Source organism: Sphingobacteriaceae bacterium (assembly GCA_016715905.1).
GTDB lineage: Bacteria > Bacteroidota > Bacteroidia > B-17B0 > Aurantibacillaceae > Aurantibacillus.
Map to the genome: position 1 here is coordinate 335137 of JADJXI010000005.1, position 16571 is coordinate 351707.

General features: G+C 34.9%; 11 protein-coding genes and 1 pseudogene. 6 read left to right on the top strand and 6 right to left on the bottom strand.

Annotated features, from left to right (window positions below; translation table 11 throughout):
• Positions 1–595: 595 nt before the first annotated feature.
• Both IPM51_09290 and IPM51_09295 read right to left on the bottom strand, forming a co-directional pair.
• A pseudogene (locus IPM51_09290) lies at positions 596–1672 on the bottom strand (SUMF1/EgtB/PvdO family nonheme iron enzyme).
• Positions 1673–1731: 59 nt separating this feature from the next.
• Positions 1732–2685, bottom strand: coding sequence for a type IX secretion system membrane protein PorP/SprF (locus IPM51_09295; protein MBK9284500.1), 954 nt, complete (start codon positions 2683–2685; stop codon positions 1732–1734).
• 136 nt (positions 2686–2821) lie between these two features.
• On the opposite strand from IPM51_09295, the gene porU reads away from it, so the two are divergent.
• The 4 genes from porU (at position 2822) to IPM51_09315 (ending at position 11444) form a co-directional block, all read left to right on the top strand.
• Positions 2822–6742: a type IX secretion system sortase PorU gene (gene porU / locus IPM51_09300; GenBank protein ID MBK9284501.1), complete on the top strand. Its 3921-nt coding sequence runs from the start codon at positions 2822–2824 to the stop codon at positions 6740–6742.
• 32 nt (positions 6743–6774) lie between these two features.
• Positions 6775–8010, top strand: coding sequence for a type IX secretion system outer membrane channel protein PorV (gene porV, locus IPM51_09305; protein ID MBK9284502.1), 1236 nt, complete (start codon positions 6775–6777; stop codon positions 8008–8010).
• 77 nt (positions 8011–8087) lie between these two features.
• Positions 8088–9740 carry an ABC transporter substrate-binding protein gene (locus tag IPM51_09310; GenBank protein MBK9284503.1) on the top strand — a complete coding sequence of 551 codons (1653 nt, stop codon included), beginning with the start codon at positions 8088–8090 and terminating at the stop codon, positions 9738–9740.
• Positions 9741–9767: 27 nt separating this feature from the next.
• A complete protein-coding gene (locus IPM51_09315) occupies positions 9768–11444 on the top strand; it encodes a L,D-transpeptidase family protein (GenBank protein ID MBK9284504.1) in 1677 nt (558 codons plus the stop codon).
• 18 nt (positions 11445–11462) lie between these two features.
• Here the strand turns inward: IPM51_09315 and IPM51_09320 are convergent, their stop codons facing one another.
• Together IPM51_09320 and IPM51_09325 are read right to left on the bottom strand one after the other, a co-directional pair.
• Entirely contained in the window at positions 11463–12692 is a 1230-nt protein-coding gene (locus IPM51_09320) for a polysaccharide biosynthesis C-terminal domain-containing protein (protein ID MBK9284505.1), read from the bottom strand.
• 32 nt (positions 12693–12724) lie between these two features.
• On the bottom strand, positions 12725–13132 hold the full coding sequence (locus tag IPM51_09325; protein MBK9284506.1) for an OsmC family protein: 408 nt from the start codon (positions 13130–13132) through the stop codon (positions 12725–12727).
• A 103-nt stretch (positions 13133–13235) separates the two neighbouring features.
• Here IPM51_09325 and IPM51_09330 point away from each other — a divergent pair, with 103 nt between their 5' ends.
• Both IPM51_09330 and lipA read left to right on the top strand, forming a co-directional pair.
• Entirely contained in the window at positions 13236–13955 is a 720-nt protein-coding gene (locus IPM51_09330; GenBank protein MBK9284507.1) for a hypothetical protein, read from the top strand.
• Positions 13956–13957: 2 nt separating this feature from the next.
• Complete coding sequence (gene lipA / locus IPM51_09335; protein MBK9284508.1) at positions 13958–14821, top strand: lipoyl synthase; 864 nt, start codon at positions 13958–13960, stop codon at positions 14819–14821.
• Between the two features lie 5 nt (positions 14822–14826).
• Here lipA and IPM51_09340 read toward each other — a convergent pair whose 3' ends face one another.
• A complete protein-coding gene (locus IPM51_09340; protein ID MBK9284509.1) occupies positions 14827–15207 on the bottom strand; it encodes a DUF1987 domain-containing protein in 381 nt (126 codons plus the stop codon).
• 63 nt (positions 15208–15270) lie between these two features.
• On the bottom strand, positions 15271–16353 hold the full coding sequence (locus IPM51_09345; GenBank protein ID MBK9284510.1) for a bifunctional 3-deoxy-7-phosphoheptulonate synthase/chorismate mutase type II: 1083 nt from the start codon (positions 16351–16353) through the stop codon (positions 15271–15273).
• Positions 16354–16571 lie beyond the last annotated feature (218 nt).

Sequence of the window (16571 nt, forward strand, 5' to 3'; positions counted from 1 at the left end):
AACAAAACTATTTGCCTAAACCAACCGGACTACCTACGCGCACCATTGCGCACCGGAATCCTAGCCAAGCTGTAGACTGGCGCTGATCTAAAAATCTTCTTGTACCCGGATTTAGGAAGTATGCCCGATCTCTCCAGCTACCACCCTTAAATACTCTGGCCTTGTCATTTACTAAAGATGTTTTTGCGTATTCATACATAATCTTATCACCTCTTGAGCCGTAAGCATCTTCACCATCTTCATAATAAATACTTGACATTACATCACCATCTAAATAATTGATATAATCTGCTGTTTTATAATTACGACGTTCATCCAAATTATCCGTTGAAATGGCAGTAGAAACCTCTCTCCATTGTACACGACCCGGAATATCTGCTTTACCATCCGGCGATGCATTATTATTGCCATTTGCCTCATTTGTCATGATGGTAAGTACACTGTCAGTTACTTCAATAGGATCAGCAGTGACACCATGAGCAGACGGCTCATTTACCTTGTGTTTAAACTTCTGATAAATTGGTCCATCTACATTCGTTAGAATTTCTCCACCCATTCCACCAATTAAAGTGGTACTATCGCGTTTTTGTGTTGTGAAAATATTACCACGGAAAGGACGAAACTCATCAGCGTCCTGAATCGTATTTGGACGATATACATCCATTACCCATTCGGAAACGTTACCGGCCATATTATAAAGACCGTAATCATTAGGCCAGTAAGAGTAAACAGGCGCAGTTACATCAGCATTATCATTCAAATACCCGGCTACACCCATATAATCACCCGCACCTCTTACAAAGTTTGCATTAATTTGACCCAAATAATTATCGGTAGCATTACGAACTCCATGTCCGTTCCAAGGATAAATTCTTCTATCAGTAATACGCTCACCAATTGTGTTTCCAATTAAACCGTATGATGCATATTCCCATTCAGCTTCAGTTGGGAGGCGGTATTTTGGCAAAAATATACCATCTTCCATACGAACATCTCTCTCTGGATTTTGTTCATCAAATGAAGGTAATTTTTGTTTCAATTGTCCTTGCCATTTCCCCGATAAATAAGCTTCTGTACTAAAATAATCCTGGTCTGAAGGGTTTGGTACATGATCAATTAAACCTTCACGAATTAAAATGAATTCGTTTACGCGATCAGTTCTCCATGCACAAAAATCATTAGCCTGCAACCAGTTTACACCAACAACAGGGTAATCACGGTATGCCGGATGACGTAAATAATACTCTACATATGGCTCATTATATGCTAGTTTTTCGCGCCATACTAATGTATCAGGTAAGGCTTTGTAATAAATATCAGGGAATGTAGGTCCAAAAACTCTTCCGGTCCACCATAAGTATTCAAGGTAAGAAAAATTACTTACTTCTGTTTCATCCATATAAAACGAAGAAACAGTTACTCTTCTTCCTGTATTATTCCATTCATAAGTTACATCATGCTCAGTACGGCCCATAGTAAATGTTCCGCCTTCAATAAGCACAAGGCCAGGACCAGTTTCTTGTTCTTCATATGGAGGTTTTTCAAAACCTCCATTCATAGGATCATTATAAGCCCATCCTGTTACTGGAGAACGCTCCTGAGAACATGAAAACAAAACAGCGGCAGTTAAAAAGGCCATTGTTTTGCGATTTTTTATCCATTTGATTTTCATAGTATCACCGGTTATAATTAACGCTATAACGTTTAATTTTTAAAAAGGTTACAATATATTTAGAATGAAGGACAACTTGTGGTCCTGTATTTCTTACTTTTCTTTTTACACTCGAACTGAATCTGCAACGAAATTTCATGCGATCCGGCAGTGTTACCCGCTAATTTTGAGATTGTTACATCATAACTATACCCAAACTTAAAATTGTTGTTTTGAATACCTACTACAGCAATAACAGCGTCTGAATTTCTATACCATAAACCGGCCACAAACGGACCTTTTATGTACTGAAGCCCTAAATTTAATTGCTGGAATTTTTGTTGGGCCTGAAATAATATACCCGGCGATAAAAATTGGTCACTTCCGCGGCCCCCGATTGGAATCATAGCGCCTGCATGTCCGGTAAACTTAACCGGAAGTTTTGAAAAGCCTAATAAACCTTCATCTGGTTGATTAATATGATGAACAGCTATTCCAAAAAAGTAAAGTTTACTAAAACCTAGAACACCCGCTGAAAAGTCTACATTTTTCTTGCTCAGAGAAGGAACAACTTCTTGTGTATTCCAAACAAAACCTCTTCTAGCATCAATCATATCGCCAAAATTTAATTTGGTTTTATCTAGTGTTTTTTGAAGATAAGTTGCCTGTAATCCAAACTTTAATGAAAACTCACGATTAATAACAGCATGATAGGCATACATTAAACTAAAGTTTGTAGTTTTTAAAGTACCATTTCCTTGATCATCGGTAGTTACAAGCGCTCCAATACCTCCAGCTAAAGCATCAATATGCATATCAAATGCACCTGAATAAGTAACATAAGTAGGACCGGAAATATTGGGCCATTGATTACGATAATTCATGCAAATCCTCGGACATCTGGCAGTACCGGCAAAAGCAGGATTTAGGTAAATTGGGTTAGAATAGAATTGCGTAAATTGAGGATCCTGAGCTTTTATTTCATTAAAGCATACAGTAAACAACAATAACGGTAACAGAATACGTGGATTCATAAAATTTGTTAACCTAATCCTACAAATATATTAATTCATTTTTAAACACAAAAACAAAAACCAAACAATAATTAAATTATAAATACGTTATTTTATCGATTTGTTCGACCGTTTGTCATATTCTAATTCACTATCATTGAATCGTATTTGCATATTATTTTTCTTTTTTTCTAGCTCTTTCATTTTCGGACAAAAAAATGTGTATTTATCTGAAAAACAAGATATTAACACAAAAATCAGCTCTTCTAGAATAACAAGACAAAGTTTGGCAGATACGGCTGTTTTAAAATTAGAAATGACTGATGTTCAGTATGATAATTCTAAAAACAATTTCCCTTACTTCCTTATTTCCAAAAGAACGGATTACGATGTTAACGCAATTCCTACACTTATAGTTAAAAAAGCAAATAAGGTTACAGCAGAACAGCAAGTAATCATTAATAAGTTCTATTCCAGTTATTTACAAAACGATTTTTTTGCCGAACCTTTAAATAGTTTGGCTGGCCACTCAAATTTGAATTCCCATAAGATTCACCCTTTTCGCAAGACTAAAACAGGAGAAATTGAAGAATTGATTGAATACGATGTGAATTGGCAGACCACCAGTGAAAACAGAAGAGCTAAACAAAAGGCAACGTCTTCTTTTAAAAACAACTCTATTTTGGCGGGTGGTAAATGGATAAAAATGTCAATCACTAAAAATGGAATTTATAAAATAGACCGATCATTTTTAATAAAGGCCGGAATTAATGTTGCGTCGATTAACCCTAAAAATATAAGAATTTATGGCAATGGGGGAGTGGCCTTGCCCGAATCAAATGCAGCCTTCAGATACGATGACTTAGAGGAGAATTCAATTCAGGTGATTGGTGAAAGTGATAATGTATTTAATGAAGAAGATTATATTTTATTTTATGCCAAGGATAATATCAAGTGGAAAAAGAACACAGGTAACGGCATAAAGTTCTCTTATGAACAAAGTATGTATTCTGACAAGGCCTATTACTATTTAAATTGTGATATCGGACCCGGAAAAAGAATGCTCAATCAACCTAGCTCTTCAGGCCTTGCTTTTTCAACTACCAACACTTATGATTATTTAAATTTTCATGAAGAGAATTCAATCAATTTCATGAAAAGCGGACGTCAGTTTTTTGGAGAGTATTTTGATATCAATACTTCATATGGATTTAGTTTTACAGATGGTAATTTTGTGGTAGGTGATTCTTTAATTTGCGAGGGCACAATTGCCGGACGCGCATCAACTGAAACTTTTTTTAATATAAACGGAAACGGTTTGAATTTTAATTTGAAAACTTTTGGTGTTGACGTTTCAAACTACCTGGCATCCTATGCCAACGTTCAGTCTAATTTTCAAAAAGTACAAAACAATAACAGTAGTGCAATAGCCATTAATGTGGTTAAGTTAACTGCAGCTAGTATAGGTTGGTTAGATAAAATTATCATTAATGCAAGAAGAACGTTAGTTGCCGACAAGCAGTTTAATTTTAGAGATTCGCGATTAACAACGGGCGCAGGCTTATTAGCAAAATACGTAATTGCTAATCCAATTGGTTCTTCGCTTAGTGTTTGGAATGTAACCGACTATATAAATCCTTTTATACAAGATTACAACAGCTTTGCCGGTAGTGTTGAATTTACAGCACCTAGCGATTCATTAATGGAATATGCTGTTAGTCCGGCTAATGATTATTATGCGCCATCTTTTGAAGGTGAAGTCATAAATCAAAATTTACACAGTATCGCGCAGGCTGATTACATTATTGTTACTCATCCGCTTTTTGTTGCTCATGCACAACGTTTGGCTACCTTACATAATCAAAACGAAGGATTATCATATGCTATAGTTACTACAGATCAAGTTTATAATGAATTCAGCAGTGGTATGCCGGATGTATGTGCCATTCGTGATTTTATTAGAATGTTGTATACACGTAATTTCAGCACTGGTAAACAACCAAAATATGTATTATTATTTGGCGATGGATCTTATGATAATAAAAATTTAAGCTTGGAATCAAATAGTGCGCTAATTCCTACCTATCAAAGTCCATTCTCCCTCTCGCCACTTCAAAGTTTAGCTACAGATGATTTTTTCGCTTTGATGGATCTCAATGAAGGTAATACGCCTGAATCTATTGGGTCATTGGATATCGGAGTAGGTCGCATTGTGAGTAGAAATATTGCAGAAGCAGATGCAGTTACAGCAAAAATTGAAAATTATTACAAAAAAGAAAGTGATTTTAAAATTGCAGATCCGGTTCCGGCGAATTGTACAGCAGGAGAAACTTCGGTTTTTGGCGATTGGAAAAACTGGATAATCTTTTTAGGTGATGATGAAGATTACAGTACGCACATGGCCGACGCCGATAAATTAGCTATAAAAATAAAAAATTCTCATCCGAGTTTTAATTTAGATAAAATTTATCTCGATTCTTATCAGCAATTTTCTACGCCGGGCGGACAACGCTATCCGGATGCATTAACGGATTTGGAAAAAAGATTGAAAAAAGGAGCTTTAATTTTTAATTACACCGGTCATGGCGGAGAGGTTGGATTAACTGCCGAACGTTTGGTTGATTTAGAGACCATTAATAACTGGGAAAATTTTAACCGATTAAGTTTGTTTGTTACAGCTACATGTGAATTTACACGCTATGATGATCCGGGCAGAATTTCAGCGGGTGAATTTTGTTTATTAAACAGTAAAGGTGGAGCCATCAGCCTTTTTACTACTTGTCGCTTGGCATTTTCTCATTCTAATTTAACTTTAAATACAGCATTGTATGATTATATGTTTAAAAAGTTACCTGATGGAAAAAGACCTTGTTTAGGTGATATCATTAGAAGAACAAAAGATACTTTGAATCAAAATTTCAATTACTCTAACTTTCATCTAATTGGTGATCCTGCAATAACTTTAGCTGTGCCTGATCAAAAAGTGGTTACTACCATGATTAATACAAATACTTTGAGTCCTTCCAGCTCAGACACCTTGGGAGCACTGGCAAAAGTTACGGTGAAAGGATATATATCCGATACTTTAGGGAATAAGCTCACAAACTTTAATGGCTTAGTTTATCCTACAGTATTTGATAAGGAAACTAAAATAACTTGCCTGTTGAACGATGAAGGTTCTTATTATGTTACGCCCGGTTTACCTTATTATTTTAATTTGCAAAAAAATGTTTTGTTCCGTGGAAAAACAGAGGTAAAAAATGGAGACTTCACTTTTACATTTATGGTTCCAAAAGACATCAGTTTTGCTTATGGTCCAGGAAAAATAAGTTATTATGCATCTAATGGAATTTTAGAAGCCAACGGGGCATATACCAATGTGGTAGTGGGCGGAGGTTCAAACAATACCGTGGTAGATAATGAAGGTCCGCAAATTGAAGTGTTTTTAAATGACTCCCGATTCGTAAACGGAGGTACCACCAATGAAAAACCTATACTTTACGCCAACTTAACCGACAGCAGTGGAATTAATACCATTGGCACAAGTATTGGACATGATATTTCTGCTGTGCTTGATGGCGAATCCAATAAGCCCTTTATTTTAAATGATTTTTACGAAGCCAATCTAAACACGTATCAAGCCGGAACCGTTCGTTTTCCTTTTGATGAATTAAAAGAAGGAAATCATCAATTGGTTTTTAAAGCTTGGGATATTCAGAATAATTCCAATAAAGTGAGTATAGATTTTGTTGTTGCACCTAAAGCTGAGCTAGCGCTTAAGCATGTACTTAATTATCCTAATCCGTTTACCACTTCCACTAAATTTTACTTAGAACATAATCAAGCTTGTGAACCCTTAAAAGTAACCGTACAGGTATTTACTATTAACGGAAAGCTGGTAAAAACGCTACAAAAATCAGTTACTTGTGAAGGTTTCAGGCCCGAAGGAATTGATTGGGATGGCCGAGATGACTTTGGCGATAAATTAGGTAGAGGAGTTTATATTTACAAAGTGGCCATACTCGACAAAGACAGTAAAAAAGCAGAAAAAACAGAGAAATTAGTAATTTTAAATTAGTAAATTAGCTTCCCCAAAATTATATCCGGTACATGAGATTAAGTATATATATTTTTGTTTTGATTTTCCTTTCAAACAGATTGGTTTCGCAAATCAGCGCGCAATCTTTATCCGGACAAACAATTAATCCAATAACTACAGCTGTTCCGTTTTTATTAATTAGTCCGGATAGCAAACAAGGTGCTATGGGAGATGTTGGAGTGGCTACTGATCCCGATATTAATTCAATACATTGGAATTGCAGTAAACTGGCATTCGCAGAAAAACGTTTTGGATTTGGATTTACGGTTACTCCCTGGTTAAGATTACTCGTGCCAGACATTAATTTATATTATTTATCAGGATATGGTAAATTAGATAAAAAGGGAAATATGGCAATTGGCGGTTCTTTACGATATTTTAGTTTGGGAAATATTGAATTAACCAATGCCACCGGAGTTAAAACCGGTGATTATACCCCTAATGAGTGGGCCATGGATCTTGCTTTTTCTCAAAAACTATCAAAGAATTTCTCTTTAGGATTAGCCGGTCGTTATATTAATTCCAGCATTAGCAGAGTCTTCTTTAATGGTAGTCAAGGGAATGCGGCTAGTACGGTTGCAGTAGATTTAACCATGTTTTACAAAAGTAATTTTGTGGATTTAGGAAGTAAAAAAGCCATTATAAATGGTGGTTTGGCATTTACTAATGTAGGTGCAAAAATTAAGTATTCAAATGATCAGAATTTTATTCCCATGAACCTGAGATTGGGCGGTGGATTAAAAGTAAGTTTAGATGATTACAATACTATTGGGTATTATTTAGATTTTAATAAGTTATTGGTTCCAACCCCTCCTATTTATCAGTATTCGGTTGACGCCAACGGTCAATTATTATATGTAACCGATCCGGCCACAAATGAAAAAGTAATTTTAGCCGGGAAAAATCCAAATGTTCCGGTGGCTCAGGGTATTTTGCAATCCTTTAATGATGCGCCCGGAGGTATGAAAGAAGAAATGCAGGAAATCAATATCAGCAATGGTTTTGAGTATTGGTACAACAACGTATTTGCCTTCAGAGCCGGTTATTTTTACGAACCAAAAACTAAAGGCTCCCGTCAGTTTTTTACCTTTGGTGCCGGAGTAAAATACAGTATCATCAATATAGACGGATCTTATCTAATTCCAACCGTGCTAAACAATCCATTACAAAGAACTTGGCGTATTTCCATTAGTTTTGACTTTGATGCAGCCAAAAAGAAGGAAGATCCTGCCGCTACCGCTCCTTAATCCTTTTCACAAGCTCTTGTGCATAATTGCATGAATAACCAACATGAGGTATATGTTCTATTCGGCATATTTGTATTATGCCTAAGTATACCCTGTTGTTAATTATAAGCTGCGCACTTTTTTTAAGCGCATGTACGTCAAAACCTAAAGAGGATGATAAAACCATTTTCAGTTATAATGAAATGGCCGGAATTTCATCTTTAGATCCTGCACAGGCGATTAATTTTGAAAATATCTGGCCGGTTAATCAATTATTTAACGGGTTGGTACAAATGGACGATAAAATGAATGTAATACCCGGCCTGGCCCATAAATTCAGTATTAGCGAAAATGGATTGGTGTATACATTTCATTTGAGAAACGATGTTTTTTTTCACGATAACCCTTGTTTTGAAGGTGGAAGGGGTAGAAAAGTAAATGCAAAGGATTTTGTTTTTAGTTTTGATCGTTTATATGATCCTAAGGTAAGCAGCGCAACAACTTTATTAAGTAATATAGATCGAACTGAAAAAACCAATTACAAAGGTTTTGAAGCCCTTGACGACAGTACATTTAGAATAACGCTGAAACAACCTTTTGCTGCATTTTTAAGCATTTTAACCATGAAGTTTTTTAGTGTTATTCCATATGAAGCAATAGATTATTATAAGCAAGATTTCAGAAGAAACCCGGTAGGCACCGGCCCATTTGTTTTTAAATTGTGGGAAGAGGGAACTAAGTTGATTTTATTGCGTAACGCAAATTATTATGAAGTGGATGAAAATAATAAGAGTTTACCTTATTTGGATGCAGTCTCGGTTTCATTTGTACGCGATAGGGAAACAGCATTTATGGAATTGTTAGGAGGTAAGTTTGATATGTTAAGTGGTGCAGATGCTTTTAATACCAATGAGGTATTGGATAAGAATGGCGACTTAAAAGATTCGTACGCACAAAAATTTTATTTGCAAAAACAAACCTTTTTAAAAACGGATTATATAGGATTTTTAATTGATGAAAGTATTCCTATTGTAAAAAATTCACCATTGCGTTTAAAAGCTGTTCGACAAGCCATCAATTACGGTTTTGATCGCGATAAATTGATTAAGTATTTACGTAGCAATGTAGGTGAGCCTGCACATGCCGGATTTATTCCAATGGGAATGCGCTCTTACGATACCGCTAAAGTAAAAGGCTATTATTACAGCCCGGATAAAGTAAGGGAATTATTGGCGCTAGCCGGATTTCCAAACGGTAAAGGACTGCCTGAAATTACCATGTACGCAACAGATAATTATAAGGAACAAGTTGAATTTATTCAGGCACAGTTATCAGAAAATAACATAAAAATTCAGGTGAGTATTGAAAAACCTACGGTGTTAAAACAGGCCGTAAACAGTTGCGAATACACTATGTTTAAAAAATCATGGGTAGGTGATTATGCCGATGAGGAAAACTTCATGAGCTTATTTTATAGCAAAAATTTTTCTCCGCAAGGTGTAAATTATTTTCACTATAACAATCCTGAGTTTGATAAAATGTATGAAACCGCACAAATTGAAAATGATGATCAGAAAAAAATTGAACTTTATCAGAAAATGGATCAAATGATTATTGAGGATGCTCCTGTAATCCCCTTGTATTATGATCAAGTAGTGCGTCTTGTTCATCATCATGTTAAAGACTTGGGGAGTAATCCTATGAATTTATTAAATCTTAAAACAGTTAAAAAAGTGAAGGAGACTAAATAATTTACATTAAATTAGATGTAAATTGTTTTGAGAATTATTGTCGGCATATTAACTATTCTCTTGTTTTTTTTTCAGTCTTGTAAGGAAGAAAAAAAGGTAGAAATCATAAAAATTCCGGTTAAAAAAGTTCAAAATGTGAACAAGGAGGTGCTTGAAGAATTGGCACATTATTATAACAGCGCATTTGGCGACACCTTATTAATTATAAATAACGATAGTTTATACACGTATCGTTTTTTTGGAAGAATATTTAATCCGGATAGTATTTATTTTACGCAGAACGGAAGGATATCTCCTTTAGGCGATAGTTTGTTTTCTGTAATTAAGAATAGCAGAATGTATGGATTGTTTGCGCCAGATTACCATGCATTAACCCTAGACTCATTGCAGAAAAACTTTTATGACAGTACCGAAAAATATTACAATGCTTCCTGCCTGGCGGCTTTTGAAGTGTATAGTAAAGATGCTTTTTTCAAATTTGGCGCACATTTAAACAAGGGAAGGTTTAACCCCGATACCCTGCTGAAAGAATGGAGGCCACAAAAGTTAGATACCAATTGGATTTCTATATTAAAATCGGGAATCCAAAACAAAAAAATAAAACAGGCTTATGACTCTTTAGAACCAAAACATTTAGGCTATAAATTTTTACAAAAAGCATTCCGCAATTATTTAATGGAAAACAAAGATGCGGAATGGGATAGTATTTCATTTGTAGGAATACAAGACACTGTCGAGTGGAGAAATAAATTAATCGAAAGATTACGAGCAACCGGCGATTATAATGATTCCCTTAAACTGAATGATAGTTTGAAATTAGCGAAAGCATTAAAGTCTTTTCAAAAGAAATTTAATTTGGATCCGGATGGAAAATTAGGGAAATACACCAAGCAAGCATTGAATCTTAGTAAGGAAACTACCATTCGGCAGATGGAAATGGCCTTAGAGCGTTGGCGCTGGGAACCTGCAAAATATCCTGAAAAATATGCTGTAGTAAATATACCTTCTGCTGATCTACATGTTTGGGAGTGGTACAAAAAAAAGAAATTAGATACTTTGGTGTTAAAGAGTAAAGTAGTAGTGGGTAAACCTGAAAATCAAACCCCCCTACTCAAAAGCAAAATCAGTAATATGCTAATTTACCCTTATTGGAATGTTCCTTTTAGTATAGCTTGGAAAGAAATATTACCTATGGTAAAAAACGATACGAATTATTTGCACAAGCATAATTTTGAAGTTATCAATCATCGAGGCGAAGTAGTGACCAATTTGGGAAAATTGAATTGGAAAAAGTACAACAAAGAAAATTTACCGATCCGTTTTCGGCAACGTATAGGAAATGAAAATAGTTTAGGCGTATGTAAATTTAATTTTCACAGCAAATACGATGTTTACATGCACGATACCAACAGTAAAAGATATTTTAAAACCTTTTACAGGTATCAAAGTCATGGATGTATTCGACTTGAAAAGTATATGGAGCTTGCTCGGTTTTTAATTCGAGACGACACCTTGCGGATTCCGTACGACACTTTAAATGCATACTTTGAAAGAGAACAGCAAGTGAAAATTAATTTAAAAAAGCCTTTACCGCTTTATGTAAAATATTTCACGGTTGGTGTAGATAGTATTCAGCAATTAAATATGTTTTTAGACATTTATAAAAAAGATCTACAAATGATGAAAATGATTTACAATAATTAATTATAGTTTTTGCTGAATTTACTTTTTAAGCGAATTAATATCCGCAGTAATTGTAAATAAATTTTTAATTCCCAATTTGTTCGAATAAAAAAAGAAAGAAACAATAGAAATTGCGGTAACCAAATACGCAATATTAGCAGCGAGTGCAGCTCCTTTTATGCCATAAATTGGAATAAAAACATGGGCAATTATTATTGAACAAATAAACCCTGCTAAATTGCAAATCAAAACCTGTTTTAGTTTTCCGATGGCCGAAAAATAATTATTTAGTATACTTATGAAACTCATAATTAAAATACCCGGGGAATATAAAAACATATAATATTTCACTTCGGAATAGCCGGTTCCCAAAATAGATACGTATAATTTGTTTGGAATAGCAAGCATAATGATAATAATGATAAAACTCAACAAACTACTTGCCTTGCTTAAAACTAACGCCATATTTACATTATAAGAACTGTTTCCGGTATTCGCTACTCTGGCTAAAAAAACAGGAGCTACACCATTGGCAATGATTAAAACGGATTCAATCAAAGAACAAGCGGTTCCGTAAAGTCCAACTTCGGTGTTATTTTCGAGCAAGTAATAACTGTATTTGTTGCTTAAAATATATAAGAGTACGCCCATTTGGCAAATGAATCCATAAATTAAAATTGGTTTTAGTTCAAACTCATTTTTTTCTTTATGCTCACGACTAAGATTGAAGGTAGAAAAAAATGAAATGGTAAATGCTAAACTAAAGGATAGTAGCATTGGATAAAGATAAGCTTCCAGGGTGAAATTTTTTAAGTAGAAGATGGCAAGGCATAAGCCTATCAATAATAATAAAGGCTGGAAAAGACAAAGAAAATTATACATGCCAATTTTTTCTTTTCCTAAAATTAGTACGCAATTAAATGTGTTTAAGATTACCAATGTTGAAATTATATAGCTTATCCATTCGTACCCCGGTAATTGCAATCCAATGCTATAAAATAAACTGTTGCCCAGGGTGCAAGCCATGAACGTATAAAGAATTCCGGTTAAAAATATCTTCTTGAAATTATACTTCGGTATAAAATAAATTAAACTATATCCTGTATAAATCTCATTTAAAATTTGAATAATTGCAATGTTTAATACAAAAATATTAATTTCTCCCCTCGAACTGGCGCCTAAATATTTGGCCGATAAAATAAAAATCAGAAAGTTTATAATTGCTACAAATCCTTTGGTAAATACACTTTGTAATATGTTACTAAACATAATGCTTTGTTAACGGAATTTAGGTTGACTTATTACCAAACAAATTCAATGCTTTGTATTAATTCAGGGTGCAAGCTTTTTGCAACCGGACATGTTTTAGCTGTGTTTTCGTATATTTTTTTTTCCTTCTCCGTGAAATTATTTTTAGGAAACACAATTTTAACTTTTATTTCACCAACTCTTCTGGGCTCCGAATACATGACTTTTGTAACGTGAGCAACAGCACCATTTATGTTTTTCATTTGTTCTTGATTGCCTTTAATCCCCATAACGGTAAGCATACAATTGGCTAGTGAGGTGGCCATCAAATCGGTAGGTGAAAAAGCAGCACCTTTACCGTGATTATCAACTGGGGCATCTGTTAAAATTTTGTTTTGACTGGCTACATGAACCGACTCTGTTCTTAATTCTCCCAAATAGGTAATTATGCTCGTTTCCATTGGTGTTGTTTAAGTACAAATGTAGGATAATAGCACGGAAATTCTTAAATTTGTTTGAATGTTTAATAAGTTTCTATACCTGTTAATGTGCTTATTTTTTTGTGTGTTTGAATTTTCCGCACAGGAAGAAAAAAGTATGACCGTTGTGGGCAATCAGGAAGGTTCTACTTTAAACGTGCTTTATAGAAATGACGGATTGGGAAAAGTTTATGCCAGTTCAAGAGGGTATGGATTTTTATATCGTAGAGGAAAGCACATAACGGGTAAAACCCGCTCGTATTATGAAATCGATTTTCAGGGATTAAAGCATCCTAAAGAAGTGAAAGTTGTTGGTACCGCAGAAAACAGAAAAAGATATGTTTACGGAAAATTAAATTCTGTTTACTTGTTCCGCGGAGGAATTGGTATTCAAAATGTTATTTTTTCTAAAGCAGATTATAAAGCTGTTGAGGTAAGATTTTCTTACTCCGCCGGTCCTGTTTTTGCTTTCGCAAAACCTTATTACTACCAATTACCAAATTACAATCCACAAACACAGCCTACTGAAGTTAGATTTAATACCGATAGTTTTACACAAGATAGTGTAGTTGGAAAGGGAAGGTTTTCAAGTGGGTTTGCAGAAGCTGTTTTTTATCCGGGCGTGAATGGTAAACTAAATTTAAGTTTTGAATATGCATCCTATACCAATTTAATCCGCGCTATTGAAACGGGAATTTCAGTTGATTATTTTCCAAAAGCAGTTCCCATAATGGCTCGTAATCCAAAAGAAAATCTTATTGTTACATTACATGTAGGATTTGTTTTTGGTAAAAAATGGTTCTAATCATGAGCGTTACAACTGATAAACCTAAAATAAGTAAACCAGATTGGTTGAGGGTTAAATTACCAACCGGTGAGGAATACACTAAAGTAAGAGGGATTGTAAGTGAGCATAAGCTACACACTATTTGTGAGAGTGGTAATTGCCCAAATATGGGTGAGTGTTGGGGTGCGGGTACAGCAACATTTATGATACTCGGTAATATATGTACCCGTAGCTGCGGTTTTTGTGCAGTAGCAACCGGAATGCCAAAAGCTGTGGATTGGGAAGAGCCGGAGCGCGTAGCGAATTCAGTAAAATTGATGGGTGTTAAACATTGTGTAATCACCAGTGTTGATCGAGATGATTTAAAAGACGGTGGCTCTATTATTTGGGCAGAAACCATAAAAGCTATTCGGAAAATAAGCCCGGAAACAAAATTTGAGTGCTTAATACCTGACTTCATGGGGAAGTGGGAAAATTTGCAAAGGATAATTGATGTACAACCCGATATTGTTTCTCACAATATAGAAACTGTTAGACGCTTAACTGCACAGGTTCGTATTCAAGCGAAATACGACAGGAGTTTGGAAGTACTTAAAAGATTAGACGAGGCGGGTGTAAAAACCAAATGCGGTGTTATGTTGGGTTTAGGTGAAACGGAAGATGAAATATTTGAAACGATTGATGATTTAGCCCATGTTAAAGTTGATGTTTTAACACTAGGTCAATACTTACAGCCAACTACAAAACATTTACCGGTTGCTAAGTTTGTTCATCCGGATGATTTTAAAAGATACAAAGAGTATGCGCTTAACAAAGGGTTTAGGTATGTAGAGAGTGGACCGTTAGTACGATCGTCTTATCACGCAGAAAAACATATTTTTTAATTGAACTATCCGCTTATTGGGATAATCTGAAAAGGCACCTCAACCATAGATTGATAATCGGCCCCGGCATCCCTAATATTCTCGTCGTTTTCTTCGAATAACCATTGAATTTCGGTGTTTTTGCCCAATTTGTGCAGGTTCTCAAGTTTTTTAAAAAGATCCAATATACATTTAGAAGATGATGTCGAGAAGTAATCTAATTGAATGATGATTGATGTTTTTTCCTTAGGCGAATTGCAATATTCATCCATGCAATCTAAAACAGGTTGATAAAAAGCCAGAGAATTTTCGGGAATGGATCTGCCTTTAATAATCAATTGACCACTTTCCGTATTAAAATTAATTCCCGGTGTTTTTCCTGTCTCTTCAATATTCAAATTTTGCATAAAACGTGCTTTAGGTTGAAACTAATATAAGTAAAAATAAACATTAAATATTAGCTTTCAAAATCAATTCTTTTTATTCATAATTTCGTTTTGAATCTTCATACTTTCTTCATGTAACAGCTGAAAAATTTTCTCAATGTGTGCAGGAGATATTCCTATTTTACGGGCTAAGGCTGCACGTGTTCTTAATATTTCCTGCCATCTTTCTAATTGAAAAATAGTAACATTATTTTCTTTTTTAAACTTCCCAATTTTGCCGATGATTTCATTTCTTTTGCCAATTGCTTCCAGTATTTCTTCATCTACTTCATCAATTAAATTTCTCAATTGTAAAAGTTCATCTGCGCTTATTAAATTTTTCGCAAATTGTTTACGTATTACTAAATTTTGCAATAATACTTTTAATTCTTCGGGTGTGATTTGCTGTTTTGCATCACTCAATGCCATAGCCGGATTGGGATGCGTTTCTATCATCAATCCGTTCATTCTTAAATCGAGTGCTTTTTGTGCTATTTCCTGTAAGTAAGTTGAATTTCCGCTGATATGGCTGGGGTCGCAAAAAATGGCCAAATCAGGAAAATGTGTTTTTAAAGCAATTGGAATTTGCCACATCGGTTCGTTTCTGTATTTATTCTGCCCGTGTTTGTAAAATCCTCTATGAACTGCTGCTATTTTTGTAATATCATTTTTAAGAAAACGTTCAATGGCACCAACCCAAAGATTTAAGTCGGCGTGAATTGGGTTTTTAATTAGCACAGGTACATTACTTCCTTTCATGGCGTCTGCAATTTCCTGCACGGTGAACGGGTTAACTGTAGTGCGCGCACCTATCCATAATACATCAACTTCCTTCTTCAGGGCTTTCTCTACATGTGTTGCGTTGGCAACTTCAACCGTAGTTTTTATTTTAAATTCTTTTTTTACTTCATTAAGCCAATCTAAAGCCTGATCGCCCATGCCTTCAAAGGAATCAGGTCTGGTTCTGGGTTTCCAAATTCCGGCTCTGAACAAAAACAAATTGGGAAGCTGCGAAAGTTCGAGTGCAGTTGTTCTTAACTGATCATAGCTTTCCGCACCACAAGGTCCGGATATAAGTAAAGGTTTTGAACTTTCTTGTAACCAGTTAGTTAATTTGTTGATGTCCATTTTATTAATCAAACTACCCTGTTTGAGGTATTCGTTATACAATATTAGCAGCCTAAATTTACAATGTGCTTATTGAAACTCCTAAAAAAATACAATTCTTTATCAATAATTCGCCATTAACCTTAATGACTGATTGTTCTAAAAAGAAAAAAGATTGCTGTAAAAAGTTTAAAAAAGGGGACCGGTGTAAAAAATGCCCCGCCTATAAGTGATTGGGT

What these genes read in the sequence shown, in the direction of transcription:
- porV (MBK9284502.1), top strand. Translation starts at nt 6,775, where the DNA reads ATGAGATTAAGTATATATATTTTTGTTTTGATTTTCCTTTCAAACAGA.
- IPM51_09340 (MBK9284509.1), bottom strand. Translation starts at nt 15,207, where the DNA reads ATGCAAAATTTGAATATTGAAGAGACAGGAAAAACACCGGGAATTAAT.
- IPM51_09295 (MBK9284500.1), bottom strand. Translation starts at nt 2,685, where the DNA reads ATGAATCCACGTATTCTGTTACCGTTATTGTTGTTTACTGTATGCTTT.
- IPM51_09345 (MBK9284510.1), bottom strand. Translation starts at nt 16,353, where the DNA reads ATGGACATCAACAAATTAACTAACTGGTTACAAGAAAGTTCAAAACCT.
- IPM51_09320 (MBK9284505.1), bottom strand. Translation starts at nt 12,692, where the DNA reads ATGTTTAGTAACATATTACAAAGTGTATTTACCAAAGGATTTGTAGCA.
- IPM51_09325 (MBK9284506.1), bottom strand. Translation starts at nt 13,132, where the DNA reads ATGGAAACGAGCATAATTACCTATTTGGGAGAATTAAGAACAGAGTCG.
- lipA (MBK9284508.1), top strand. Translation starts at nt 13,958, where the DNA reads ATGAGCGTTACAACTGATAAACCTAAAATAAGTAAACCAGATTGGTTG.
- IPM51_09310 (MBK9284503.1), top strand. Translation starts at nt 8,088, where the DNA reads ATGCCTAAGTATACCCTGTTGTTAATTATAAGCTGCGCACTTTTTTTA.